The 24,287-nt window shown below is 69.6% G+C and carries 20 protein-coding genes; 13 read left to right on the forward strand and 7 right to left on the reverse strand.

Features of this window, described 5'->3' with window-relative positions; genetic code table 11:
• The first annotated feature begins 8 nt into the window (after positions 1-8).
• Entirely contained in the window at positions 9-752 is a 744-nt protein-coding gene (locus tag AC0685_RS24390; RefSeq protein WP_478227646.1) for an SDR family NAD(P)-dependent oxidoreductase, read from the forward strand.
• 48 nt (positions 753-800) lie between these two features.
• On the forward strand, positions 801-2,204 hold the full coding sequence (locus tag AC0685_RS24395) for an LCP family protein (protein ID WP_478227647.1): 1,404 nt from the start codon (positions 801-803) through the stop codon (positions 2,202-2,204).
• Between the two features lie 292 nt (positions 2,205-2,496).
• Here the strand turns inward: AC0685_RS24395 and AC0685_RS24400 are convergent, their stop codons facing one another.
• From AC0685_RS24400 to AC0685_RS24410, 3 genes are read right to left on the reverse strand one after another with little or no spacing between them, the layout of a single operon-like run.
• On the reverse strand, positions 2,497-4,809 hold the full coding sequence (locus AC0685_RS24400) for an FdhF/YdeP family oxidoreductase (protein ID WP_478227648.1): 2,313 nt from the start codon (positions 4,807-4,809) through the stop codon (positions 2,497-2,499).
• 43 nt (positions 4,810-4,852) lie between these two features.
• Positions 4,853-5,179, reverse strand: coding sequence for a hypothetical protein (locus AC0685_RS24405; RefSeq protein ID WP_478227649.1), 327 nt, complete (start codon positions 5,177-5,179; stop codon positions 4,853-4,855).
• Positions 5,180-5,205: 26 nt separating this feature from the next.
• Positions 5,206-6,183 (reverse strand): hypothetical protein, encoded by a 978-nt coding sequence (locus AC0685_RS24410; RefSeq protein WP_478227650.1) that lies wholly within the window; start codon positions 6,181-6,183, stop codon positions 5,206-5,208.
• A 107-nt stretch (positions 6,184-6,290) separates the two neighbouring features.
• On the opposite strand from AC0685_RS24410, the gene AC0685_RS24415 reads away from it, so the two are divergent.
• Complete coding sequence (locus tag AC0685_RS24415) at positions 6,291-8,924, forward strand: valine--tRNA ligase (RefSeq protein WP_478227651.1); 2,634 nt, start codon at positions 6,291-6,293, stop codon at positions 8,922-8,924.
• A 60-nt stretch (positions 8,925-8,984) separates the two neighbouring features.
• Here AC0685_RS24415 and AC0685_RS24420 read toward each other — a convergent pair whose 3' ends face one another.
• Positions 8,985-9,860 carry an SGNH/GDSL hydrolase family protein gene (locus AC0685_RS24420; RefSeq protein ID WP_478227652.1) on the reverse strand — a complete coding sequence of 292 codons (876 nt, stop codon included), beginning with the start codon at positions 9,858-9,860 and terminating at the stop codon, positions 8,985-8,987.
• A gap of 107 nt (positions 9,861-9,967) precedes the next feature.
• The gene (locus tag AC0685_RS24425) at positions 9,968-10,597 is read right to left on the reverse strand and encodes a class I SAM-dependent methyltransferase (RefSeq protein WP_340685508.1); all 630 of its coding nucleotides are present in this window, start codon (positions 10,595-10,597) and stop codon (positions 9,968-9,970) included.
• 70 nt (positions 10,598-10,667) lie between these two features.
• Between AC0685_RS24425 and folC the strand changes: the two genes are divergently transcribed.
• The 3 genes from folC (at position 10,668) to AC0685_RS24440 (ending at position 14,473) form a co-directional block, all read left to right on the forward strand.
• The gene (gene folC, locus AC0685_RS24430) at positions 10,668-12,344 is read left to right on the forward strand and encodes a bifunctional tetrahydrofolate synthase/dihydrofolate synthase (protein WP_478227653.1); all 1,677 of its coding nucleotides are present in this window, start codon (positions 10,668-10,670) and stop codon (positions 12,342-12,344) included.
• Positions 12,341-12,739, forward strand: a complete 399-nt coding sequence (locus AC0685_RS24435) for a DUF4233 domain-containing protein (RefSeq protein ID WP_034316250.1) — start codon at positions 12,341-12,343, stop codon at positions 12,737-12,739. The genes folC and AC0685_RS24435 overlap by 4 nt, the downstream gene beginning before the upstream one ends.
• 177 nt (positions 12,740-12,916) lie before the next feature.
• On the forward strand, positions 12,917-14,473 hold the full coding sequence (locus tag AC0685_RS24440; protein ID WP_478227654.1) for an alkaline phosphatase D family protein: 1,557 nt from the start codon (positions 12,917-12,919) through the stop codon (positions 14,471-14,473).
• Here the strand turns inward: AC0685_RS24440 and AC0685_RS24445 are convergent.
• Positions 14,427-15,320, reverse strand: a complete 894-nt coding sequence (locus AC0685_RS24445) for an NAD(P)-dependent oxidoreductase (protein ID WP_478227655.1) — start codon at positions 15,318-15,320, stop codon at positions 14,427-14,429. The genes AC0685_RS24440 and AC0685_RS24445 overlap by 47 nt on opposite strands.
• 112 nt (positions 15,321-15,432) lie before the next feature.
• On the opposite strand from AC0685_RS24445, the gene AC0685_RS24450 reads away from it, so the two are divergent.
• From AC0685_RS24450 to AC0685_RS24465, 4 genes are all read left to right on the forward strand, one after another.
• Complete coding sequence (locus AC0685_RS24450; protein WP_340685504.1) at positions 15,433-15,780, forward strand: winged helix-turn-helix transcriptional regulator; 348 nt, start codon at positions 15,433-15,435, stop codon at positions 15,778-15,780.
• Positions 15,781-15,844: 64 nt separating this feature from the next.
• The gene (gene ndk / locus AC0685_RS24455) at positions 15,845-16,255 is read left to right on the forward strand and encodes a nucleoside-diphosphate kinase (protein WP_005158515.1); all 411 of its coding nucleotides are present in this window, start codon (positions 15,845-15,847) and stop codon (positions 16,253-16,255) included.
• Between the two features lie 56 nt (positions 16,256-16,311).
• Entirely contained in the window at positions 16,312-17,055 is a 744-nt protein-coding gene (locus tag AC0685_RS24460; RefSeq protein WP_478227656.1) for a maleylpyruvate isomerase family mycothiol-dependent enzyme, read from the forward strand.
• A 127-nt stretch (positions 17,056-17,182) separates the two neighbouring features.
• Positions 17,183-20,527 carry a phosphodiester glycosidase family protein gene (locus AC0685_RS24465; protein WP_478227657.1) on the forward strand — a complete coding sequence of 1,115 codons (3,345 nt, stop codon included), beginning with the start codon at positions 17,183-17,185 and terminating at the stop codon, positions 20,525-20,527.
• A 59-nt stretch (positions 20,528-20,586) separates the two neighbouring features.
• Here the strand turns inward: AC0685_RS24465 and AC0685_RS24470 are convergent, their stop codons facing one another.
• On the reverse strand, positions 20,587-21,594 hold the full coding sequence (locus AC0685_RS24470) for a M14 family zinc carboxypeptidase (RefSeq protein WP_478227658.1): 1,008 nt from the start codon (positions 21,592-21,594) through the stop codon (positions 20,587-20,589).
• A gap of 117 nt (positions 21,595-21,711) precedes the next feature.
• Between AC0685_RS24470 and AC0685_RS24475 the strand changes: the two genes are divergently transcribed.
• From AC0685_RS24475 to AC0685_RS24485, 3 genes are read left to right on the forward strand one after another with little or no spacing between them, the layout of a single operon-like run.
• Positions 21,712-22,626, forward strand: coding sequence for an ABC transporter ATP-binding protein (locus tag AC0685_RS24475; protein WP_046199923.1), 915 nt, complete (start codon positions 21,712-21,714; stop codon positions 22,624-22,626).
• The gene (locus AC0685_RS24480; RefSeq protein ID WP_478227659.1) at positions 22,626-23,441 is read left to right on the forward strand and encodes an ABC transporter permease; all 816 of its coding nucleotides are present in this window, start codon (positions 22,626-22,628) and stop codon (positions 23,439-23,441) included. The genes AC0685_RS24475 and AC0685_RS24480 overlap by 1 nt, the downstream gene beginning before the upstream one ends.
• On the forward strand, positions 23,441-24,283 hold the full coding sequence (locus AC0685_RS24485; RefSeq protein ID WP_478227660.1) for an ABC transporter permease: 843 nt from the start codon (positions 23,441-23,443) through the stop codon (positions 24,281-24,283). The genes AC0685_RS24480 and AC0685_RS24485 overlap by 1 nt, the downstream gene beginning before the upstream one ends.
• Positions 24,284-24,287 lie beyond the last annotated feature (4 nt).

Raw genomic sequence — 24,287 nt, forward strand, 5'->3', positions numbered from 1 at the left:
GTCTGCTCGTGGGAGTTCTGGTGACCGGGGCGTCGCGCGGTATCGGCCGGGCGATCGCGCGGGCCTTCGCGGAAAAGGGCGACCGAGTCGCCGTCCACTACGCCTCGAAGCGGGAGGACGCCGAGCGGACCCTCGGCGAGCTGCGCGGTTCCGGCCACGGGCTGGTCCAGGGCGACCTCTCGGATCCCGAAGTGGCGCAGCGGGTCGCCGACGAGGCGGAGGCGCTGGTGGACGGCGTCGATGTCCTGGTGAACAACGCCGCCTTCGCGCCGTCCGCGGCGGTCGCCCATCCCCTCGCGGAAGTGTCCTATGAGGACTGGCAGCGGGCCTGGCGGCGGATGCTCGACGTCAACGTGCTCGGCACCGCGAACGTGACCTACTGCGTGACCCGGCACATGATCGAGCGCGCAGAGGCAGGCAGGGTGGTCAACATCGGCTCGCGGGGCGCCTTCAAGGGCGAGCCCGAGTTCCCGGCGTACGGCGCGAGCAAGGCCGCGCTGCACTCGCTCGGGCAGTCGCTCGCCGTCGCCCTCGCCCCGCACGGGATCGCGGTGACCTCGGTCGCGCCCGGTTTCACCGCGACGGACCGGGTCGCGGCGAAGGTCGAAGGCGCGCGCGGCGAGAGCCCGTTCGGCCGGGTCGGCACGCCGGAGGAGGTCGCGGCGGCGGTGGTCTACCTCGCTTCCGCCGAGGCCACGTGGGCGTCCGGCGCGATCCTCGACCTGAACGGCGCGTCGCATCTGCGGATGTGAACTGGATCACTCATGCAGCACTGACGGCCTCCCGCGCGTCCAAGGAACGTGCACAAGCTGGGGAAGGTCCTGATCGCCGCGCTCGCGGTGGCGGTGTTCGGCGGGACCGCGTACGGATACACGACGCTGGAGTCGCTGGACGGCGTGACCCGCGAAGACGTGATCGAAGCGCCGGACCCAGGGGAACAGCCCGCCGACGGTTCGCTGGACATCCTGCTGGTCGGGCGCGATTCGCGGACCGACGAGCACGGCAACCCGCTGTCCCCGGAGATGCTGCGTGAACTGCGCGTGGGTGCGAACGGCGACGACCTGACCGACACGCTCATCGTGCTCCGCATCCCCAACGGCCAGAAGGCGGTGAAGGCCTTCTCCATCCCGCGCGACTCTTGGGTCGCGGAGCCGGGGACGAAGGACAAGACCAAGATCAACGGGATCTTCGGTCACGCCAAGTTCGCCTCGGCGAGTGCGCAGCGCGAGGCGGGCAAGACCGACAAGGCGGAGATCGACAAGGTGGCGATCACGGCCGCGCGGAAGGCGACCTTGAAGGCGGTCGAGGACCTCACCGGAGTCAAGATCGATCACTTCGCCGAGGTCAACCTGCAGAGTTTCTACGACGTCAGCAAGGCCGTCGGCGGCGTCGAGGTGTGCCTGAAGCGGGACACCAAGGACATCAAGTCCGGTGCGAACTTCAAGGCGGGCAAGCAGACGATCCAGGGCGCCGACGCGCTCGCCTTCGTCCGCCAGCGCGAGGATCTGCCCCGCAGCGACCTCGACCGCGTCCGCCGTCAGCAGGTGTTCCTCGCCGGGCTGGCGAAGCAGGTGCTCTCCGCCGGGACGCTCGCCAACCCGGCCCGTCTCTCCGAACTGATCGACGCGGTGAAACGTTCGGTCGTGCTCGACGGCTCGTGGGACCTGCTCGACTTCGTCCGGCAGATGCGAGGCGTCACCGGCGGCGGCATCGCCTTCGACACGATTCCCGTGGTCAACCCCGACTACCGCTACAACCCCAGGCAACCGACCGCGACCGCCGTGCAGGTGGACCCCGCCCAGGTGCGGGCCTTCGCCGCGTCCCTGATCGGTGCCCAGCCCACGACGTCGCAGGCGCCCGCCGGCCCCAAGGTCGACGTCGTCAACGCGAGCGGCAAGGACGGCCTGGCCGCTCGCGTCTCGGATCTCCTGGCGGAGAAGGGATTCGGCAAGGGCGAGGCGACGGCCGACACCGGACGACGGACCTCCGTCGTCCGGTTCAGCGACGCGTCCGGGCCCGCCACGGAGATCGCGAAGCTGCTCGGCGGGCTGGAAACCCAGAAGGCCGATTCCGTTCCGGCGGGCCATGTCCAGGTCGTCCTCGGCCAGGTCTACAAGGGACCGGGCGTGTCTTCGGGTGGCGGGGCGGCCGGGGTCCGGACCGACGAGCCCATCACCTCCGACGACACCGGGTGCATCAACTGAGCGAGCTCATTCCCCCGGCGGGACCTTGCCGTTCTTCGCCACCGGAAGGCCCACCTGGACGGTTCGGTGCTGACGTCCACCTTCGGCCGGTCGGCCGGCACCGGATTGAGATGGCCCAGCGTCAGCGGGAACGGGATGGTGGGATGCCGAGGACGCGCAGGGCGTAGCACTCGAGATCGATGTGCCGCGCGAACGACAGGATCTCCGGCGGCGCGAGGCCTTTCCGCGAAGTGGGTTGGCCACTTCACGGTGGACCCCGGCCAAGCCCGCCCGACACCGCCGACCGGGCAGCCTAAGGTGCGGTCACCGGCTCCAGCCGCACCACGATCGCCTTCGACACCGGGGTGTTCGACTTGTCCGCCACCGAATCCAGCGGCACCAACGCGTTCGCCTCGGGGAAGTACGCCGCCGCGCAGCCCTTCGCCGTCGGATAGGAGACCACCCGGAACCGCGGGGCCCGGCGGTCGCCGTCCCGCCATTCCGAGACCAGGTCGACCATCGCGCCGTCGGCGAGCCCGAGCGAGACCAGGTCCTCGGGGTTCACGAGCACCACGCGCCGCGCGTCCTCGATGCCGCGGTAGCGGTCGGAAAGGCCGTAGATGGTGGTGTTGTACTGGTCGTGGCTGCGCATCGTCTGCAGCAGCAGCCTGCCTTCGGGCACCTCGGGGTATTCGAGTTCGGAGACGGTGAAGTTCGCCTTGCCGTTCGCGGTTCCGTTGAACTGCCGGGAATCGCGCGGCGCGTGCGGGAGGACGAACCCGTCGGGCTCGCGCACCCGGGCGTTGTAGTCATGGCAGCCGGGGACGACGCGGGCGATCCGGTCGCGAATGAGGTCGTAGTCGGCGTGGAAGTCCCGCCACGGCACCGCGTGCCCGGCACCGAGCAGGGCTTCCGCGAGATGACAGATGATCGCGACTTCGGAGAGCAGGTGCTCACTGGCCGGGGCCAGCCTGCCGCGTGAGGTGTGCACCTGCGACATCGAGTCCTCGACGGTGACGAACTGCTCGCCGCCGGCCTGGACATCGCGTTCCGTGCGGCCGAGGGTGGGCAGGATCAACGCGGTCTTGCCCGGGACGACGTGCGAGCGATTGAGCTTCGTCGACACGTGCGCGGTCAGGGAGCACGACTTGAGCGCCTTCTCGGTCAGCTCCGTGTCCGGGGTGGCGGACGCGAAGTTGCCGCCGACAGCGAAGAAGACCTTGCCCTTGCCGTCCCGCATCGCGCGGATCGCGGCGACGGTGTCGTGGCCGTGCTCCCGCGGCACCTTGATGCCGAACTCGGCGTCAAGACTGTCCATAAAGGACTCGGGCATCTTCTCCCAGATGCCCATCGTCCGGTCGCCCTGGACGTTGGAGTGCCCGCGCACCGGGCACAGGCCCGCGCCCGGTTCGCCGATCATGCCGCGCACCAGCGCCAGGTTCGCGATCTCGGAGATCGTCTGCACCGCGTGCTTGTGCTGGGTCAGGCCCATCGCCCAGCAGTAGATGGTCCGCTTCGACGTCGCGATCATCCGTGCCAGCCGCTCGATCTGCTCCCGCGGCAGCCCGGTCGCGGCGCCGACCTCGGTCCAGTCGATCTCCCGCAGATGCTTCGCGTAGTCCTCGAACCCCTCGGTGGACGACTCGACGAACGCGCGGTCGACGATCGTGCCGGGAGTCTCCTCTTCCCACTTCAGCAGCAGATGACCGATCGCCTGGAACAGCGCGAGGTCGCCGCCGAGCCGGATCTGCGCGAACTCGTCGGCCAGCGGGGTGCCCTTGCCGACCACGCCGCGGACGTTCTGCGGGTTCTTGAACCGCATCAGACCGGCTTCGGGCAGCGGGTTGACCGCCATGATCTTCGCGCCGTTGCCCTTGGCCTCCTCCAGCGCGGACAGCATGCGCGGATGGTTGGTGCCCGGGTTCTGGCCGACCACCACGATCAGGTCCGCCTTGTGGATGTCGGCGAGCGACACCGAGCCCTTGCCGATCCCGGTCGTGGCCGCGAGGGCCGCGCCGGAGGACTCGTGGCACATGTTGGAGCAGTCGGGGAGGTTGTTGGTGCCGAAGGAGCGCACGAGCAGCTGGTAGAGGAACGCGGCCTCGTTGCTGGTGCGGCCGGAGGTGTAGAAGATCGCCTCGTTCGGGTCCTGCAGCGCGCGAAGCTCGTCCGCGACCAGCGTGAACGCGTCGTCCCAGGAGATCGGCTCGTAATGCGTCGCGCCTTCGCGCAGCACGAACGGCTCGGTGATGCGGCCCTGCTGGCCGAGCCAGTAGTCCGTCTTCCCGGCCAGCTCCTGAATGGAGTGCGCGGCGAAGAACTCGCGGCCGACGCGGCGCTTCGTCGCCTCCTCGGCGACGGCCTTCGCACCGTTCTCGCAGAACTCCGCGAGTTTGCGGTGCTCGCCGTCGACCTCGCGCGGCTCCGGCCAGGCGCAACCGGGACAGTCGAAGCCGTCGCGCTGGTTCAGCAGGCGCAGCGTCTTCACCGTGCGCGCGGCGCCCATCTGTTCCATGCCGCGCATCAGGGAGACGGCGACCCCGGGGATCCCGGCCGCCCAGCTCTTCGGTTTCCCGACCTCGAGCTGTGTCTCGTCAACGTCGTTCGCGGGTGCTTCGCGGGTCATGACCCCATCGTGCGCCTTGCCGCTCCCGCGCGCGACCGAGGGGTCAGGCGTCGGTGGCGAGCCGGGTGATCTGCGATTCGTCCAGCGGGAACCACGGTGTCTCGTTGACGCCGCGCTCCTGCACCGCGTTCACCGTCACCGCGGCCACGACCAGCACGATCAGGCCGACGATCGCGGCGATGCCCGGCCACCGGCTCGTCCCCGGCGCGGAGTAGCCGCCACCGGAGGCCGCGGCCGCCTTGCGCTGCTTGCGGCGCTTCTTCTTGAGCTCCTTCTTCGCACCCAGCCAGGCGTCCAGCTCTGCGTGCTTCTGCCAGTTCGGGTCGACCAGGTCCGGGTGGGTCTCGATCCGCCGGTCCTCTTCGTCCATCTCGTCCTCTTCCCCCGTGTCGGCCGCTACCCGCAGTTACCCGTCGATGGGAGGGGTTTCGTCGGGTCGTAGGTGTCCACTTCGTCGACCACGGGCGCTCCGTCGACGGGTTTGCTCTTGTCAGCGTACTGGGGTGCGAGGAGGCCGGCCTTGGACGCGTCGCACGCCATGTTCGAGTGATAGCGCGCGCCTTCGCCGAAACTGAGCCCGGCGTCGGCTTGGGCGAACGGCGGCGCCTTGCGGATCACGTAGTCCTGTTCGTCGCGGACGAACGGGACGATGTCCGACGGCGACCGGGCCTCGCCCGGATGCGCGTCGAAGGCGTACGCGGTCGTGTAGCTCGTGTGAACGACCAGTTCGCCCTTCTCGCCGGGCTTCGCCGTCAGGAAGCCGGTCATGCGCGGGCTCACCTGCAGCAGGCGGTTCGGGCCGATGAGGGTGAGGTACTTGCCCTTTTCGACGGTGAGCGCGCTGGTGAGCGCCGGTTCGAGCCGGACGCGTTCGTTCGGGGTCAGCAAACGGAGCAGGTCCGAGCCGTCCGCGTACTGCAGTGCCCTGGAACCCAGCCGGGCCGCCGCGATGGCCTCCGTCACGGTCCGGTATGCCGCGTCGACCTCCCTGGCGGTGAAATCGCCGACGGCCCGCCCCGGCGGCACGATGATCCCGTCGATGCCTTCGCGCCAGTACGCGGCTGGGGTGCGGTCATAAGGCCGGTCGAGGTCGACACCGCCGGACACCGGGGCGGCCTTCGGCGGCTGCCCGAAGCCGGGGACGTCGTTGACGCCGCGGCCCTGTACCCGGTGCACGACGACCGCCGCGACTACGAGCGCGATCAGCGCCAGGACGAGGACGGGACCGCCGGACACCCGGAAACCGCGGCGCGACGACTGTTTCCGCCGCTTCTTGAGGTCCCTCTTCGCGCCGAGCCAGGCGTCCACTTCCGCGTGCTCGCGCCAATCCGGATCCATCAGATCCGGATGCGTCTCCAGCCGCCGGTCTTCCAAAAGCCCGCCCCTCCCCAGTGCGTCACGACATCCCCTCATCGGCTGGGAGCGGCGGGCGTTACGGCCGGTGAGGAAGTCGATAGAGGGGGTTCGTAGACTTGTCAACTGTGACCGAGAACGCCCAGCAGCAGCAGACCGACCTTCCGGGTACCTGGAACCCGGCCGACGAAGAAGCCTCGCTCTACCAGCGTTGGGTAGACGCCGGCTACTTCACGGCAAACCCCACGTCGGACAAGCCGCCGTTCACGGTAGTCATCCCGCCCCCGAACGTGACCGGTTCGCTGCACATCGGGCACGCGTTCGAGCACACCCTGATCGACGCCATCACCCGCTACCACCGCATGCTCGGCGACGAGACGCTGTACCTGCCGGGCATGGACCACGCGAGCATCGCGGTCCACGCGCTGGTCGAGAAGCAGCTCCGCGCCGAGGGCACCAGCCGCCGCGAGCTCGGCCGTGAGGCCTTCGTGGAGCGCGTCTGGCAGTGGAAGAACGAGCACGGCGGCAAGATCCTCGCCCAGATGAAGCGCCTCGGCGAGGGCGTGGACTGGACCCGTGAGCGGTTCACCATGGACGACGGCCTGTCCAAGGCCGTCAACACGATCTTCAAGAAGCTCTACGACGACGGCCTGATCTACCGCGCCGAGCGGCTGGTCAACTGGTCGCCGGAGCTGCGGTCGGTGCTGTCCGACGCCGAGGTGAAGCACGAAGAGGTCGAGGGCGAACTCGTCTCGATGCGCTACGGCGACGGCGAGAACGCGATCGTCGTGGCCACCACCCGGATGGAGACGATGCTCGGCGACACCGCCGTCGCGGTCCACCCGGACGACGAGCGCTACACCCACCTCATCGGCACCGAGGTCGAGCTGCCGCTGACCGGGCGCAAGATCCCGATCGTCGCGGACAAGCACGTCGACCCGGAGTTCGGCACCGGCGCGGTCAAGGTGACCCCCGCGCACGACCCGAACGACTTCGAGATCGGCCAGCGCCACGACCTGCCGATGATCACGATCATGGACGAGCAGGGCCGCATCGACGGCACCGGTACCGAGTTCGACGGCATGGACCGTTTCGAAGCCCGTGTCGCGGTGCGGGAGAAGCTGCGCGAGCAGGGCCGCATCGTCGCGGAGAAGCGTCCGTACCTGCACAGCGTCGGGCATTCCGAGCGGTCGAAGGAGCCGATCGAGCCGCGGCTTTCGCTGCAGTGGTTCGTCAAGGTCGGCCCGCTCGCCAAGGCCGCCGGCGACGCGGTGCGCGACGGCCGGGTGAACGTCCACCCGCCGGAGATGGAGAAGCGCTACTTCGACTGGGTCGACAACCTGCACGACTGGTGCATCTCGCGCCAGCTGTGGTGGGGCCACCGCATCCCGGTCTGGTACGGCCCGAACGACGAGGTCGTCTGCGTCGGACCGGACGAGGAGCCGCCTTCGGGCGAGGGCTGGACCCAGGACCCGGACGTCCTCGACACCTGGTTCTCGTCGGGCCTGTGGCCGTTCTCCACTCTCGGCTGGCCGGAGAAGACCCCGGACCTGAACAAGTTCTATCCGACGTCGGTGCTGGTCACCGGCTACGACATCCTGTTCTTCTGGGTCGTCCGGATGATGATGTTCGGCCTCTACGCCACCGGCGAGGCGCCGTTCAAGACCATCGCGCTGCACGGCATGGTCCGCGACCAGTTCGGCAAGAAGATGTCGAAGACCGCGGGCAACGGTGTCGACCCCATCGAATGGATGGACAAGTACGGCACCGACGCGCTGCGCTTCACCCTCACGCGGGGCGCCAACCCGGGCACCGACGTGCCGATCGGCGAGGAGTGGGTCGCGGGCTCCCGGAACTTCACCACGAAGCTCTGGAACGCCACCAAGTTCGCGATGATGAACGGCGCGGACGCGAACGCCCCGCTGCCCCCGGCCACCGAACTCACCGAGGCCGACCGCTGGATCCTCGGCAGGCTCGGCAACGTCGTCGACGAGGTCACCGGGTACCTGGCGGACTACCAGTTCGCGAAGGCCACCGACACGCTCTACCAGTTCACCTGGACGGAGCTGTGCGACTGGTACCTGGAGCTGTCGAAGGTCCAGGTCTTCCAGGGCGACGAGGCCCGCGTGACGGCGACGCGCGCGGTGCTGGGGCACGTGTTCGACACGGTGCTGAAGCTGCTGCACCCGTTCATCCCGTTCATCACCGAGAAGCTGTGGACGGCGCTGACCGGCCGCGAGTCGCTGGTGATCGCCCCGTGGCCGGTGGCCGACGCCTCGTACGCCGATCCCGTGGCGGACAAGCGGATCGCGGACGTGCGGAAGCTGGTCACCGAGGTCCGCCGCTTCCGCGCGGACCAGGGCCTCAAGCCCAGCCAGAAGGTGGCCGCGCGGCTGTCCGGCGACGGGTTCGCCGAGATCACCGGGCACGACGAGCCCATCCGCTCGCTGGTCCGGCTCACGCGGCCCGAAGACGGCTTCGCGCCGAGCGCGTCGCTCGAGGTCGGGCTGTCGGCCGGTGTCGTCACCGTCGAACTGGACCTGTCCGGCACGATCGACGTCGCCGCCGAGCGCAAGCGCCTGCAGAAGGACCTCGGCGCGGCGGAGAAGGAACTGGCGCAGGCCGAGGCCAAGCTCGGCAACCAGGCCTTCATCGACAAGGCGCCGGAGCCGGTGATCGGCAAGATCCGGGCCCGCAAGGAGACCGCGGTCGCGGACATCGAGCGCATCAACGCCCGGTTGGCCGCCCTCCCCGCCTCCTGACGAGTGCTATGAAAGGTCCTTTCCTTGCAAAATTTGCGAGGAAAGGACCTTTCCTTGCATTCAGCGGAGGTGACGGAGGACCACTCCGGCCACACCCGCCATCCCGGTGCGATACGGGTGGTAAGCCGCCGCGGCGAGCAGCTTCGTGTGCTGCCCGTTGATCCACGCCGCGCCGTTCGGCGCGCAGGCGTCGTGCCCGGCGGACGGACCGAACGTGTCCACGAAGGTCGCCTTGCCGTCGGCCGCGACGGCCTTCTCGATCGCTGAGTTCAACGCCTTCTCGACGTCGTTGAGCCAGGCGTAGTCGCCCTCGGCGAAGGGCAGGATCTTCGGGCAGTAGCCGCGTTCCGGCGCGATCCGCGGGTAGCCGACGACGAGCACGTCGGCGCGCGGCGAGCGGGCGTGGATCCCGGCCAGCACCTTCTCGACGTTCTTGCCGGTGTCGGCGATCTTGGCCTTGATGGTGTCGACACCGCCGACGGTGAACCTGTCCTGGCACGGGTTCCCCGCGGGATCGCTCGCGCGCAGAGTGGGGCAAGTGCCGACCAGCGTGCCGAAGACGCCGTAGTCGTTGCCGCCGATCCCGACCGTGACCAGGTCGGTGTTCGCGCGCAGGGCGCTGAACTGGGGCGGGTTGCTGCCGAGGGTCACGCTCTGCCGTTGCGTCATGTTGGTGGTGTCGGCGCCGCCGCAGCTGATGTCGGTGAAGGAGCGGACCCGCAGTGCCGAGGCGAGGATCGACGGATAGTTCTGCGTCGACTTACCGCAGAAGAGGGGGTCGAGGCGGGGGAGCGGGATGAGCGGTCCGGAGGTGTAGGAATCACCCAGCGCGACGTAATTCCGGTAGGACCGCGTGGCGGCGGTGGCCGCCGTGGTGGAGGCGATCAGCAGGACGACGGTCGAGACGGCCGCGAACAGGACGCGTCTGAAGCGCATGAGGACCCCGATCTCCGGACTGGATGGCCTCTCAAAAATGAACCGGATCCCGCCTGCTCGGCGCCGCCGATCGGGTGGTCGAGCGCCGGTTTCACCCGCTTGGGGTGTCACATCGGGTGATCGTCTTCGGGCCTGCGATAGACGAGGAGATAGCGGTAGAAGAGCAGGTTCCGGACCTTGCTCCCCGGCAGCAGCCGGGCCGCGTCGCGCCGGATCCGGTTCATCGGCGGGAAGGTCTCCGCGATCGGCGCCGTCGGCAGCGGATCGACCCCGCCGTTCAGCCGGTCGCCCGCGTACACGATCACCCTGGCCACGGCGTTGACCGGGGAGGCCACGAGGGCCCGCGCGTAGTCGGCGAACGTGCTGGGCCTGCCGAGGCCGAGCACGGCCAGCACACCGCCCGGGACCAGCGCGTCACGCAGCTTCGTGACCGTGTCGAACGGCACATGGTGGAGCGACGCGAGGCAGGAGATGAAGTCGTACGCCGCCTCCGGCAGCTTTTCGGCGACCACGTCGGCCTGCCGGTAGGAAATCGTGCCGGGCCCCGGGGAACCGGCGGCACTGGCGAGCTCGATCATCGGGCCGGACCGGTCGATCGCCTCGACGTGCATCCCGGTCGCCGCGAGCCGCCGCGCGAACCGCCCGCCGCCGCAGCCCACGTCCAGCGCCACGCCGGGGCCGGGAGGCAGCTGGTCGAGCAGCAGCGGGTGGTAGTGGTCGTTGTGGTTGAACCCCATGCGTCGAGAGTGCCAGGAAAAGCCGCACGTAGACTCGGTCCGACAGGCAGCAAGGGTAAGAGGAGAGTTCGTGCCGCGAGGTGACGGCCGGGATTCCGAAGATTTCAGGGAATCCCCGGACCTGGCAGATCTGGACAGTTTCGCCGGTGTCGACGAATTGGGGGCCCGCGCCCACGATCCGTCCGACGACACCGACCCGGATCTGGACGCACCCGACGCCGCGTACCAGGCGGGCGGCGGTTCACGGGGCGGCATCGGCGGAATCGGGCAGCTGGGGGACAACCTCGCGCTCGGCCCCGTGCCGGACCTCGTCGCCCCGGAGGACGTGGAACTGCACGAACTGGACGACCAGGGCGACGAATTCGCCCCGTCCGACCCCAACGGGCAGCAGGCGCGCCGCGAACTGCTCGCCGTCGAGGCCGAACTGAACCAGCGCTGGCCCGAGACCAAGATCGAGCCGTCCCTCGCCCGCATCGCGGCCCTGGTCAACCTCATGGGCGAGCCGCACCGCGGTTATCCGGTGCTGCACGTCGCCGGGACCAACGGCAAGGGCTCGACCACCCGGATGATCGACGCGCTGCTGACCCGCATGGGCCTGCGCGTCGGCCGGTACACGAGCCCGCATCTGCAGCTGGTCACCGAGCGGATCGCGCTCGACGGCGCCCCCATCTCCGCCGCCGCGTACGTCGACCTGTACCGCGACGTCGCGCCGTACGTGAACATGGTGGACAACGCCGGCGGCCAGGACGCGGTGCCGATGAGCAAGTTCGAGGTGCTCACCGGCATGGCGTTCGCGGCCTTCGCCGACGCGCCCGTCGAAGCCGCGGTCATCGAGACCGGGCTCGGCGGCTCTTGGGACGCCACCAACGTCGTGGACGGCGATGTCGCGGTCATCACCCCGATCGGCGTCGACCACGTCGAGTACTTCGGCGGCTCTCCGGCCAAAGCCGCGGTGGAGAAGGCCGGGATCATCAAACCCGGCAGCGTCGCGGTCATCGCCGAGCAGGACCCCGAAGTGCAGAAGATCCTGCTGGAACGCGCCGTCGAGGTCGACGCGAGCGTCGCCCGCGCGGGCAGCGAGTTCGGCGTGCTGGAGCGCGAGGTCGCCGTCGGCGGGCAGATGCTGAAACTGCAGGGTCTCGGCGGGGTGTACGACGAGATCTTCCTGCCGCTGCACGGCGCGCACCAGGCCGCCAACGCCGCGCTCGCGCTGGCCGCCGTCGAAGCGTTCTTCGGCGCGGGCAAGGACAAGCAACTGGTCATCGAAGCCGTCCGCGAGGCCTTCGCCGAGGTCGAGACCCCCGGCAGGCTGGAGCGCGTCCGCGCCGCGCCGACCGTGCTGCTCGACGCCGCCCACAACCCGCACGGCGCCAAGGCACTCGCGACCACCGTCGCCGAGGAGTTCGCCTTCCGCCGCCTCGCCGCCGTGGTCGGCGTGATGGCGGAGAAGGACGCCCGCGGCATCCTGGACGCCCTCGAACCCGTGGTGTCCGAGATCGTCGTCACCAAGAACTCGTCCCCGCGCGCGATGCCGCTCGACGAGCTCAACGACATCGCCATCTCGATCTTCGGCGAAGACCGTGTCGTGGCCGAGCCCAGCCTGGACGCCGCGATCGAGACCGCCATCGGCCTCGTCGAGCAGAGCGACGACCCCGAGGAGCCCCTGGCGGGCGGCGGCGTGCTGGTCACCGGCTCGATCGTCACCGCGGGTGAGGCCAGGACCCTGTTCGGTAAGGAGCCGGCGTGACCGACGAAACCCCGAAGCCGCCCGCCAAGGACCCGATGAAGTCATTCCGTGGCGTGATGGCCGGTTCCCTGATCATGGAGGGCATCACCGTCGCGCTCGCGCTGCCGGTGGTGGCGAAACTCGGCGGCGGCGTCGGCTCGCTCACCGGCTGGTCGGTGATCGTCATCGCGGTCGCGCTGATAGTGCTGTGCGGTTTCCTGAAGAAGCCCTGGGCGGTGCCCGCGGTGCTGGTGTTGCAGGTCGCGCTGATCGCCTTCTTCGTCGCGCTGCCCGCCGTGGCGATCCTCGGGGTGATCTTCCTCGGGATCTGGCTGTGGCTGCTGTGGCTGCGGCGGGACGTGGCGCGGCGGATGGCGGCCGGGACCCTGCCCAGCCAGCAGCAGCAACCGCAGTAACGGCGTCGCCGTCTGGAGACGGCCGGTTTTAAAGGAGCGGCCGCCGCGCGAAGGACGTCATTCGGTGACAAGCCGAATAGAGTCGCGGAGACCACCGGAACAGCTACCGTCCGTTCGTTCATCACCAGGTCAACCGCCGTTGGCCCACCGGCCGTGGCCGCGGGATAGAACCGCGCCATGACCGCTTCCCACCACAACCGCCGCACGCTGCTCAAAGCCGGTCTCACCGGCGCCGGAGCCGTCGCGGGCGGCCTGCTCCTCCCCGGAACCGCGACCGCGAACCCCGTCCCGCTGCTCCGCCGTGACCGTCCGGTGCTCACCCACGGTGTCCAGTCGGGCGACGTCACCACCGGTTCCGGCATCGTCTGGTCGCGCGCCGACCGGCCTTCGCGGCTGATCGTGGAGGTCTCCAGGGATCCGTCGTTCCGGCACGCGCGCCGCGTGCTCGGCCCGGTGATGAGCCCGGAGACCGGCGGCACCGGCAAGGTCCGCATCGCGGGCCTCCTGCCGGGGACCGAGGTCCACTACCGCGTCACCGCCGAAGACCTCGATGGCCGCACTCGCAGCGAGGCCGTCACCGGCCGCTTCGCCACCGCTCCGGTCGGCCGCTCGGACGTCCGGCTGCTGTGGTCCGGCGACGTCGCCGGGCAGAACTGGGGCATCAACCCCGAACTCGGCGGTATGACGATCTACCGCGCGATGGCCGATCGCCGCCCCGATCTGTTCCTCCACTGTGGAGACACGGTCTACGCCGACGGGCCGCTCACCGAGACCGTCGCGCTGCCCGGCGGGCGTGTGTGGCGCAACATCGTCACCCCGGAGAAGGCGAAGGTCGCCGAGACGCTCGACGAGTACCGCGGCCAGTTCGCCTACAACCTGCTCGACGGGAACCTCAAGCGCTTCACCGCGAACGTGCCCGCCTATGTCCAGTGGGACGACCACGAAGTCGTGAACAACTGGTATCCAGGGGAGATCCTCAACGACCGCCCCGAATACACCGAGAAACGCGTCGACGTGCTCGCCGCCCGCGCGTTCCAGGCGTTCCACGAGTGGCACCCGATCGACCGGCGCCAGGCCGTCGACGGCCGCGTCTACCGCAACTTCCGGCACGGCTCGCGTGCCGAGGTCTTCGTGCTGGACATGCGGACCTACAAGGACGCCAACACCTCGGACCAGACCAAACCCGGCCGTGTCCTCGGCGACCGCCAGGCCCGATGGCTCGTCGACGCGCTCGACCGCAGCACCGCCACCTGGAAGATCATCCAGGCCGACCTTCCGATCGGTCTCACCGTCCCGGACGGCAAGGCCATCGAGGGCGTCGCCAACGGCCTGCCCGGCGCCCCCGGCGGCCGCGAGACCGAACTCGCCTGGGTGCTGCGGGAGATCTCGCGGCGCCGGGTGCGCAACGTCGTCTGGCTGACCGCCGACGTGCACTACACCGCGGCGCACCACTATTCGCCGGATCGCGCTTCCTTCACCGATTTCGACCCGTTCTGGGAGTTCGTGTCCGGCCCGCTCAACGCCGGCGCGTTCGGCCCGAACAAGCTCGACCCGACCTTCGGGCCGGAAGCGGTGTTCGTGCACGCCCCGCCCGCGGCGAACACCTCGCCCGCCGACGGTTTCCAGCACTTCGGCGAGGTGAACATCGACGGACGGAGCGGCGTGCTCACGGTCGACCTGAGGGACGCTACGGGCGCTTCGCTGTGGTCGAAGACCCTGCGGCCCCAACGCTGAGCAGTTCCGTCAGGACCGCGATGCTGCGGTCGCCGTGCCCGGCCTCGGCGGCCCGTCGCACGAGGTCGTGCATCGGCGACTGCCAGCCGACGTCGACGCCTTCCTCGGCCAGTTCGAGGTCGGCGGCGGCGCCGGCGTGGAAGATGTCCACCGAGGCGGCGGGATCCGAGTAATCGCCGCTGTCGATTTCCTTGGCGTACATCGGAAGCACCGAAATGATCATCTCGAACCATTTGGTGGCGTAGGGCAGGAGCGTGGCGGCTTCGAGCCCGCGCGACCGCAGCGCGGCGGCACCCTGGAAGAACCCGACCAGCGCGGGCAGCAGGGTGCCGCCGACGGCCGTTTCGTACAGCGCCGCGAGGTCGGTCTCTTCGCCGAGGTGGACGGTGTCGCCGCCCAGCACCCGCAACGTGTCCAGGTGTTCGTCGAAGACGGTCTTGTCGCCGCCGTAGTACAGCAGCGTGTCCGGCGCTCCGACGGCAGACGGCACGTTCTTGATCGCGCCGTCGAGGTATCGCGCGCCGTGCTCCTTCGCCCATTCGGCCATCCGGCGCGCTCCCGCCGGTGAGCCGCTGTTCAAAGTCACCAAGGCGCGTCCGGTCAGGGAAGCGGGCTCCAAGGCCGCGCGCGTGTCTTCGTAGGTCGTCAGGCAGGCGATGGTCAACGGGCTCGCCCGCACCGCGTCCCCGGCCGTCGCGGCCAGGGTCGCTCCCCGTGCGACAAGGGGATCGGCCTTCGAGGCAGTCCTGTTCCACACGGTGGTCGGATGCCCGGCCGCGAGGAAGGCGTCCGCCAGGGCCGAGCCCATCGAACCGAGGCCCACGACGGTCACCGGCGTCTTCGGCATTTTTCGCTCCAGTCAAAGGAAATCTTCGGGATGGCTCCATGCTGGGCGGTCGCGTACATTAGATCAAGTACCTACTATTTTGCCGGGTACTGACAAAAAGGTATGTGAAGCGATGACCAAGAACCGGACGTTCACCTGCGGCCTCGACGCCGCGATCGCCGTCATGGGCGGCAAATGGAAAGGTCTCATCCTGTTCGCGCTCCAGGACGGGCCGCTGCGCTTCGGCGAGCTGAGGCGCGCGGTGCCCGGCATCAGCGAGCGGGTCCTGATCCTGCAACTGCGCGAGATGGAGACCACCGGACTGCTGCATCGCGAGGTGTACCACCAGGTTCCGCCGAAGGTGGAGTACTCGCTGACCGGATTCGGGGATTCCCTCAACAGTGCTATGGCCGCACTCGGGGAGTGGGGCGAGGAGCACCTCGAACGCATCGAGGCCATTCCCTGGTCCGACGTGAAGTGAGCGGCGAAGCACCCAGTAGGCTCCGGGCGAATAGCACGAATCCCACCCAAGGAGAAATACCGCCGTGACTGAACGCACGCTGGTCCTCGTCAAGCCCGATGGCGTCGCGCGCGGCCTCGTCGGCGAGGTCATCGCTCGCATCGAGCGCAAGGGCCTGAAGCTCGCCGCCCTCGAACTGCGCACCGTCGAGCGGTCGGTCGCCGAGGAGCACTACGCCGAGCACAAGGAGCGCCCGTTCTTCGGCGACCTCCTCGAGTTCATCACCTCGGGCCCGCTGGTCGCGATCGCCGTCGAGGGCCCGCGCGCCATCGCCGCCTTCCGTCAGCTCGCCGGTGGCACCGACCCGGTCGAGAAGGCCACCCCCGGCACCCTGCGCGGCGACTTCGCGCTGGAGACCCAGTACAACCTGGTGCACGGTTCGGACTCCCCGGAGTCGGCCGAGCGCGAGCTCAAGCTCTGGTTCCCCGAGGTCTGACACACTCGTGGACGGCGCGGGAACCGCCGCGCCGTCCACGGCCTGGGGGTTTGCCGATGACACCGGACGAGTACCTGGAGCGCCTGCGGGAACTCACCGCCGGTTTCGCGCGGGTCGCGAGCACCGGGGACCAAGCCGCGCCCGTGCCGTGTTGCGGTGATTGGCGCCTGCGTGACCTGGTCGTGCACCTCGGCAACGTGCACCGCTGGGCGGCCGGGATCGTGCGCACCGGCGAACTCGGCCCGCAGAGCTTCGAGGACGAACCCGGCACGGACCTCGCCGCCTGGTACCGCGAAAGCGCGGCAGACCTCATCGGGGCACTGCGCGAGGCATCTCCCGAAGACGGCGCCTGGAACTTCACCGCGGCCGCCAAGACCAAGGCCTTCTGGTTCCGCCGCCAGGTCCACGAGACCGCGGTGCACCTGCTCGACGCGCACCGCGCGGCAGGGACCGAATACACCCTGGACCCGTCCCTCGCCGCCGACGGCGTGGACGAGGTCCTCCTCGGCATGCTGCCGAAGGTGAAACGCTGGCACACCCCGCCGGCGGTCACCGTCCCGTTGCTGCTGAAGACCTCCGATACCGGACACGCCTGGTTGATCACACCGCCGGGTGAAACCGACGTTCCCGGCTCTCGGTGGGCAGACCCCGCCGAAGCGGCGGGTGCCGTCGTCGAAGGGACCGCGGAAGGGCTGGATTTGCTGCTATGGCAACGGATCGAGTTCGACGGGGCGGGCATCGAAATCACCGGTGACGCCGCGGCGGCGAAGACCTTCCTCGCCGGGCCGGTCACGCCCTGACCTTCGCGCCCTACGCCGTTCGGTTCACGTTCACCCCGGGGTCTTCTCCTGGCGGTCCGCGTCCGCTGTGCTGAGCGGTGCTGCCTGTCACTCGATCGTGGGGTATCTCGTGAGAAATTCACGCTTATTGTTGCTCGCTGCCCTGCTGCCCGGATTGTTCGTCGCCGCACCGGCGCACGCCGATCCCTTGGCCGCTCCGCTCGGTCCGGCGCCCATCGAAGCCGCCCCGGCGGCGTCCTCGGCGAAGGAGGGGCCGTCCGCGTACGCCGTGGCCGCGCCCGACGACGGTCTCGTCACCACCAGCGCGACTTCGCGCGTGGCACCGGGCCTGAGTCTCACCGAGTTCGACCGGTACGACCCGGCGGGCTGGATCCGCGGCGACACCCTCGCCGTCGATCTCACCAGCAAGACCCTCAAGCCGACCTACCTCAGCCCCGGCACGGTTTCCGCGCGGACGCCGCTCTCGCAGCAGGTCGCCAGGGCAGGCGCGGTCGCCGGGGTCAACGGGGACTTCTTCGACATCAACGCTTCCGGCGCGCCCATCGGCGTCGGCATCGACGCCGGGAAACTCCAGACGGCGCCCGCGCGCGGCCACAACCTGACCGCGTCGATCACCGAGGAAGGCAAGGCACGGCTCGCGGAGGTGTTCCTCGACGCGTCGATCACCCTGCCCGACGGCAAGGTCGTGCCCGCGTCGAACTTCAACAGCCCCGTGCTGAGCGGTGACGCGATCGGCGTCTATACGCCGTTGTGGGGCGCGGCCTCGCGGCGGACCTCGGTCGCGGGGGCCCAGCGCGTCGTCGAGGTCGAGATCTCGGACGGCGTCGTCACGCAGGTGCGGCCGCTGCCCGCGGACGGCCCGATCGCGGCCGGTGCGACGGTCCTGCTCGCCCGTGACGGTGGCGTGGACACGTTGTCCGGCTTGAAGCCCGGTGAAAAGGTGGGCGTCGCGTACGCGCCGAAGAGCGACGCGGGCAAGCTGTCCGTCTCGGTCGGCGGGAACAAGGTCTTGCTGCGTGACGGCGCGGTCCAGCCGGTCGACAACGTCGCCATGCACCCCCGGACGGCGGTCGGGTTCTCCGCCGACGGCACGAAGATGTGGCTGGCGACGGTCGACGGCCGCCAGGCGGACAGCCGCGGCATGACCGAACTGGAACTCGCCCGGCACATGAAGTCGCTCGGCGCGGACGACGCCCTCAACCTCGACGGCGGCGGCTCGTCGACCATGCTCGCCCGCGAGGAGGGCGAGAAGGCACCGCTGATCCGCAACTCGCCGTCGGACGGCGGGGAACGCCTGGTGCCCAACGGGATCGGCGTCGCGACCACGCCGGGAAGCGGACGCCTGACCGGATTCGCGTCCCGTCCCGCGCAGGACACCGCCGACGCGACGCGTGTGCTTTCCGGGCTGACGCGGAAACTCGCCGCCGGCGGTCACGACGAGACCGGCGCCGCCGTCGACGCCCACGTCCAGTGGCTCAGTACGAATCCCTTCCGCGGCACCGTGACCGACGGCGTGTTCACCGCGCACGCCGACCGGCTCCGGCCGGACGCGCCCGCGGACGTCGACGTCTACGCGAAACGCGGCGGCGTCAGGGGCAAGACCACGCTGAACGTCCTCGGTTCACCGGTACGCCTTGGCACGAGCACCGAACAGGTCGCGTTGTCCGGCGAAGGCGCCAAGAGCACGTTCAAGGTGTTCGGCTACGACGCCGACGGTTACGGCACGTGGATCGAGCCCGACGACGTCAAACTCGATTACGACCCCGCGGTGGTGAAGATCGAACCGTCCGGCGACGGGTTCGCGGTCACCGCGTTGAAGGCCTCGGGCGCTTCGGCGATCACCGCCACCGCAGGCGGGAAGGTGACGCATCTGGCGGCGTCCGTCGGCACGGAATCCCGGGTGGCCGCGCCGCTGGACGGCCCGGCGGGCTGGACCGCCAGCGTGTTCCCGGCCGTCGTCGGCGCAGCGCTTTCCGAGGCACCCGGCCGTGACGGCGGACGCGGTCTCGCGCTGGACTACCGGCTGAACGGGACCAACGCCACGCGCGCGGCCTACGTCAACTCGGCGGCGCCGATCGCGTTGCCGCCCGGCACCCAGCGTGTCGGCCTATGGGTCAACGGCGACGCGAAGGGCGCTTGGCTGCGGGCGGAACTCCGTGACGCCGCCAACGTCCCGTCCGTCGTGGACCTGTCGCTGAGCGTCGACTGGACGGGCTGGCGCTACGTGCGCGCAGCCATCCCGGCAGGCCTTCCCGACGGGCAGCGGCTGACGAAGTTCTACGCCGTCGAGAACGTCCCTGCCCAGCAGTACGAAGGACGGCTGGTCTTCGACGACCTCACCTTCGAGGTCGCGCCCGAGGCCGCCGTCCCCGCCGATCCGGCGCCGCGTGACCCGGCGCTGATCACCGACGGCGCGGCGACCGGTGGCCTGCGGATCGCCGTGGTCAGCGACGCGCAGTTCACCGCCGACCAGCCCGACGGCCCGCTGGTCGCCCAGGCCCGGCGCGCGCTGCGCGAGGCCGTGGCGGCGAAACCGGATCTCGTGCTGATCAACGGCGACTTCGTCGACCGCGGTACGGCCGCCGATTTCGTGCTGGCGAAGTCGGTCATCGACGAGGAACTCGTCGGCAAGGCGCCGTGGTACTACGTGCCGGGCAACCACGAAGCCGACGGCGGGCACGGGCTCGCGGAGTTCCAGGCGGCGTTCGGGGCGACCCATCGCGTCGCCGACGTCGCCGGGATCCGGCTGGTGCTGATGGATTCCTCGCGCGGTTCGCTGCGCGCGGGCGGGTTCGACCAGATCCGGATGCTGCGCGAGGCGCTGGACGGGGCGAAGGCGGACCGGCGGATCCGCGGCGTGGTCGTCGCGATGCACCATCCGGTCAAGGATCCGAGCCCCGCCGGGAATTCGCAGCTGGCCGACCGCAAGGAGGCCGCCATGCTGACCGGCTGGCTGATCGCCTTCGAACGCGAATCCGGGAAGCAGGCGGCCGCGATCGCTTCGCACGCGGGCGTCTTCAACCTTTCGCGCGTCGACGGCGTGCCGTATCTGGTGAACGGCAACTCCGGGAAGTCGCCCGCCGCGGCGCCGGGTGACGGCGGGTTCGTCGGCTGGACGATGGTCCGGTTCGAGCCGGGGGACAAGGCGCAGCCGGTGCGGTTCGAGACCCGGCCGAACGTCGACGCGCTGACGCTGTCCGGGCCCTCGTCACTGGCGCGCGGGGAGAAGACGGACATCCGGGCGGTGGTGACGCAGGGAGCCCGTCAGGTTCCGGTTTCGTACCCGGTCAGCGCGGACTGGAAGGGCGGCTGGGGCACGCATGTCGCCGGCGGGTTCCTGCCCGCGATGCCGTGGGACGTCGCGTCGTTCGACCCGGCGACCGGGGTGCTGACCGCGCTGCGGCCCGGGACGGCGAGCCTTTCGGTCATCGTCAACGGGGTCACGAAGAGCCTGTCGGTCACCGTCCGCTAGCGCTACGAAAGGTCCTTTCCTTGCGAAATTCGCAAGGAAAGGACCTTTCATTGCACGCGTCAGGCGGCTTCGTGCGCCTCTTCGACCGTGCCCGGCAGCGCCGGACCCCGCGGCGGGATCGATTCGGCGTCGGCCGGGTCCACCTTCCGCACCGAACCGTCGGCCGCGGACTGCGCGATCGCGACCATCGAGGCCAGCGCGTCCTGGATCTGCTGCTGCTCCCGCTCCGGGATGAGGCTCAGTTCGATCAGCACGCTGCCGTTGCCGAGCAGCCCGTACCCGTTGCGCGCGATGCCCTGGTACGAACCGCCGGGATACTGCGAGACATGGCCGCCGTTCGCGTCGATCGACCGCCGCACCACGACCGCGATCTGCTTCGCGAAGTCCACATCGGACTGTTTCACGCCCGGATGCGTGGGCCACATCGTGGAAGCCGTGATCTCCTTGCCTCCTCCGTCCCGGTAACGGCCCTGCATGTGGTAGTCGACCATGATGTCCGGCTTGAACGACGCGTTCCGCCGCTGGATCAGGCCCGCTTCGGTGGCAGGATTGTCCTTCGGCGCCACGGCCGGGTCGTGGTAGCGGTTGATGTCGTACCCCTTGCCCTTCTCACCGTATTCGGGAGTGGCGTCCGGGGCGTAGTTGTAGCGCCAGTCGCGCTCGTGCCCGTCGGGGTTGGCGCGCACGACGATGTCGACGGTCACCTTCGCCAGCAGCTTCCGCGCCCACGGGCTGTGTTCGACCCCGACCTTGCGCAGGAACTCGAGCGCGGCGGGGGTGCCGAGCGGCTCGTCGCCGTGCTGCTGGGTGACGTACTGGATCCGCGTCTTGCCGTGGCCGACCCTCGCCGCCCACACCGGTCGGCCCTCGTTGCTGCGGCCGATCCTGTCCACCCGGATCTTGCCGTGGCTGAGCACCGCCAGCTTGTGCAGTTCGAAGGCCAGTTTGGCGGTGGACGGCCGCGGGTCCACAGTGGCCGCGGTGGTCTCGGCCCGCGCGGCGGGCGCCACCAGGAGCCCGGCGCTGACAAAAACGGACAACAGGGCGATTTTGGGCTTGAGGCTCATGGTCGGTGAGTATCGACGAGCGGCCACCGTCCAACAAGGGCTGGATAAACCGGTCGAGTTTTGTCGGTGGCAGGTCCTAGGGTGCCTACCGTGGGTGACTCAGAGCACGAACCGGCGATGGTGCAGGCGAAGGCGTTGGTCAAGCGGTTCGGCGATTTCGAGGCCGTACGCGGGATCGACGTCGAGGTCCGCCCGGGGGAAGCGTTCGGCTTCCTCGGGCCCAACGGCGCGGGCAAGTCCTCCACCATGCGGATGATCGCGAGCGTCTCCCCGCGCACCGACGGCGACCTGCGGGTCCTCGGCATGGATCCGGACGTCGAGGGGCCGAAGATCCGCGCCCGGCTCGGGGTGGTGCCGCAGCAGGACAACCTGGACACCGAGCTCACCGTCCGGCAGAACCTGCAGATCTACGGCCGCTACTTCGGGCTTTCCCGGTCGCACGTGCGGAGCAAGGCCGAGGAGCTGATGGAGTTCGCCCAGCTCACCGACCGGGCGAACGCGGAGGTCGATTCGCTCTCCGGCGGGATGAAGCGGCGGCTGACCATCGCGCGGTCCCTGGTCAACGACCCGGAGCTGCTCCTGCTCGACGAGCCGACGACGGGGCTCGACCCGCAGGCCCGCCACCTGTTGTGGGACAGGCTGTTCCGGCTCAAAGCGGGCGGGACCACGCTCATCATCACCACGCACTACATGGACGAGGCGGAGCAGCTCTGCGACAGGCTGGTCGTGATGGACAACGGCCGGATCGCCGCCGAAGGCTCGCCCGCGGACCTGATCAGCCGGTACTCCACCCGCGAGGTCGTGGAGCTGCGCTTCCCGAACGGCGAGCAGGAGGCGGCCGCGAAGCGGATCGAGGGCCTCGCCGAACGCGTCGAGGTACTGCCGGACCGTGTCCTGCTCTACACGATGACCGGCGAGGCCACCCTCGAGCAGGCGCACGCGCGCGGGCTGCGTCCCCTGTCGAGCCTGGTCCGCCGCAGTTCGCTGGAGGACGTCTTCCTCCGCCTCACCGGCCGGACGCTGGTGGACTGATGACCACCGCGCAGACGAAGGCGTCGACGGGCCGCGTGGTCTCGCGCTGGGCGGGAGCCTGGCTGCGGGTCGAGGGCCATTGGATGTGGTACCGCCGGTATTGGGTGTCCACTTTGTACTCGACGGGCTTGCAACCGGTGCTCTTCCTGGCCGCGATGGGGCTCGGATTCGGTTCACAGGTCCAGGCAGGAGCGGCGACGGGCGGGTTTTCGTACCTGGAGTACGTCGCCCCCGCGCTGCTCGTGGCGGGTGCCGCGCAGCTGGCGGTGGGGGAGTCGAGCTACCCGGTGCTTTCGGGGTTCAAGTGGCAGCAGGACTACATCGCCGTCACCGCCACCCCGATCACGCCGGGGCAGGTACTCGGCAGCCAGATCATGTGGGTGAGCCTGCGGCTGACCCTGGCCGGCACGATCTACGCCGTCATCGCGGCGCTCTTCGGATCCTGGACGAGCTTCGGCGTGCTCGCCGTCATCCTGATCGGGACGCTCACCGGTATCGCGTGCGGCACCCCGGTGATGGCGCTGGCCGCGACCACCTACGACGAGGGCACCCGGTTCGGCCTGGTGTTCCGGTTCGTCCTGATCCCGATGACGTTGTTCTCCGGCACGTTCTTCCCCATCACCGAACTGCCCGCCCCGCTGATGTGGATCGCCTGGATCTCCCCGCTGTGGCACGGCAACGAGGCGGCGAGGGCGGTCAGTCTCGGCACCGTCGGCCCGCTCGCCACGCTGGGCCACCTCGCCTTCCTGGTCGTGCTGGCCGGGGTGGGCTGGGCGCTGGCGCACAAGTACTTCTACCGACGGCTGGTGGTCTGATGGCAGTCCTCACCGAAGCGCTGCGACGTGGAAAGCCGAGGCGTGGGGTGCTGCTGCGCATCCTGCCGTCCGCGCTGTACAGCGGCCGGTCGACGGCGGTGCTGGAGCGCACCTTCCTGACGTACTCGCACGCCTGGATGCTGTTCGTGTCCGGCGTCTTCGAGCCGCTGTTCTACCTGATGGCCTTCCAGCTCGGCTTTGGCAAGCTCGTCGGCGAGGTCGTGGGGCCCGGCGGGCAGGCGATGAGCTACGTCGCCTTCGTCGCGCCCGGCCTGCTCGCGGCGTCGGCGATGAACGGCGCGATCCTCGACTCGACGTACAACCTGTTCTTCAAGCTGAAGTACGCCAAGCTGTACGACGCCATGCTCGCCACCCCGATCGGGCCGCTGGACATCGCGCTCGGCGAAGTCGGCTGGTCGGTGCTGCGCGGCGGGATCTACTCGGCGACGTTCCTCGGTGTGATGACCGTGATGGGGCTGCCCGGCTCGTGGTGGGCCCTGCTGATGATCCCGGCGGCGCTGCTGATCGCGATGGCGTTCTCGGCCATCGGCATCGTGCTGGTGACCTTCCTGCGGTCGGTGTCGCAGTTCGACTACATCAACCTCGTGCTGATGCCGCTGTTCCTGTTCTCCACGACGTTCTACCCGCTTTCGGTGTACCCGGCGGGGATCCAGTGGATCGTGCAGGTCTTCCCGCTGTACCACGGCATCGAGCTGATGCGCGGGCTCTCGGTGGGCGTCCTGTCGTGGGGCATGATCGGGAACGTGGCGTACCTGGTGGCGCTGGCGGCGGTCGGGATCTACGCGTCCTCGAAGCGGTTCGGCAAGCTCCTGCTGCGCTGACCCG

This window comes from Amycolatopsis sp. NPDC043889 (genome assembly GCF_056435645.1).

What these genes read in the sequence shown, in the direction of transcription:
- AC0685_RS24440 (WP_478227654.1), top strand. Translation starts at nt 12,917, where the DNA reads ATGACCGCTTCCCACCACAACCGCCGCACGCTGCTCAAAGCCGGTCTC.
- AC0685_RS24445 (WP_478227655.1), bottom strand. Translation starts at nt 15,320, where the DNA reads ATGCCGAAGACGCCGGTGACCGTCGTGGGCCTCGGTTCGATGGGCTCG.
- AC0685_RS24480 (WP_478227659.1), top strand. Translation starts at nt 22,626, where the DNA reads ATGACCACCGCGCAGACGAAGGCGTCGACGGGCCGCGTGGTCTCGCGC.
- AC0685_RS24425 (WP_340685508.1), bottom strand. Translation starts at nt 10,597, where the DNA reads ATGGGGTTCAACCACAACGACCACTACCACCCGCTGCTGCTCGACCAG.
- AC0685_RS24405 (WP_478227649.1), bottom strand. Translation starts at nt 5,179, where the DNA reads ATGGACGAAGAGGACCGGCGGATCGAGACCCACCCGGACCTGGTCGAC.
- AC0685_RS24470 (WP_478227658.1), bottom strand. Translation starts at nt 21,594, where the DNA reads ATGAGCCTCAAGCCCAAAATCGCCCTGTTGTCCGTTTTTGTCAGCGCC.
- AC0685_RS24460 (WP_478227656.1), top strand. Translation starts at nt 16,312, where the DNA reads ATGACACCGGACGAGTACCTGGAGCGCCTGCGGGAACTCACCGCCGGT.
- AC0685_RS24475 (WP_046199923.1), top strand. Translation starts at nt 21,712, where the DNA reads ATGGTGCAGGCGAAGGCGTTGGTCAAGCGGTTCGGCGATTTCGAGGCC.
- AC0685_RS24450 (WP_340685504.1), top strand. Translation starts at nt 15,433, where the DNA reads ATGACCAAGAACCGGACGTTCACCTGCGGCCTCGACGCCGCGATCGCC.
- AC0685_RS24400 (WP_478227648.1), bottom strand. Translation starts at nt 4,809, where the DNA reads ATGACCCGCGAAGCACCCGCGAACGACGTTGACGAGACACAGCTCGAG.
- AC0685_RS24420 (WP_478227652.1), bottom strand. Translation starts at nt 9,860, where the DNA reads ATGCGCTTCAGACGCGTCCTGTTCGCGGCCGTCTCGACCGTCGTCCTG.
- AC0685_RS24485 (WP_478227660.1), top strand. Translation starts at nt 23,441, where the DNA reads ATGGCAGTCCTCACCGAAGCGCTGCGACGTGGAAAGCCGAGGCGTGGG.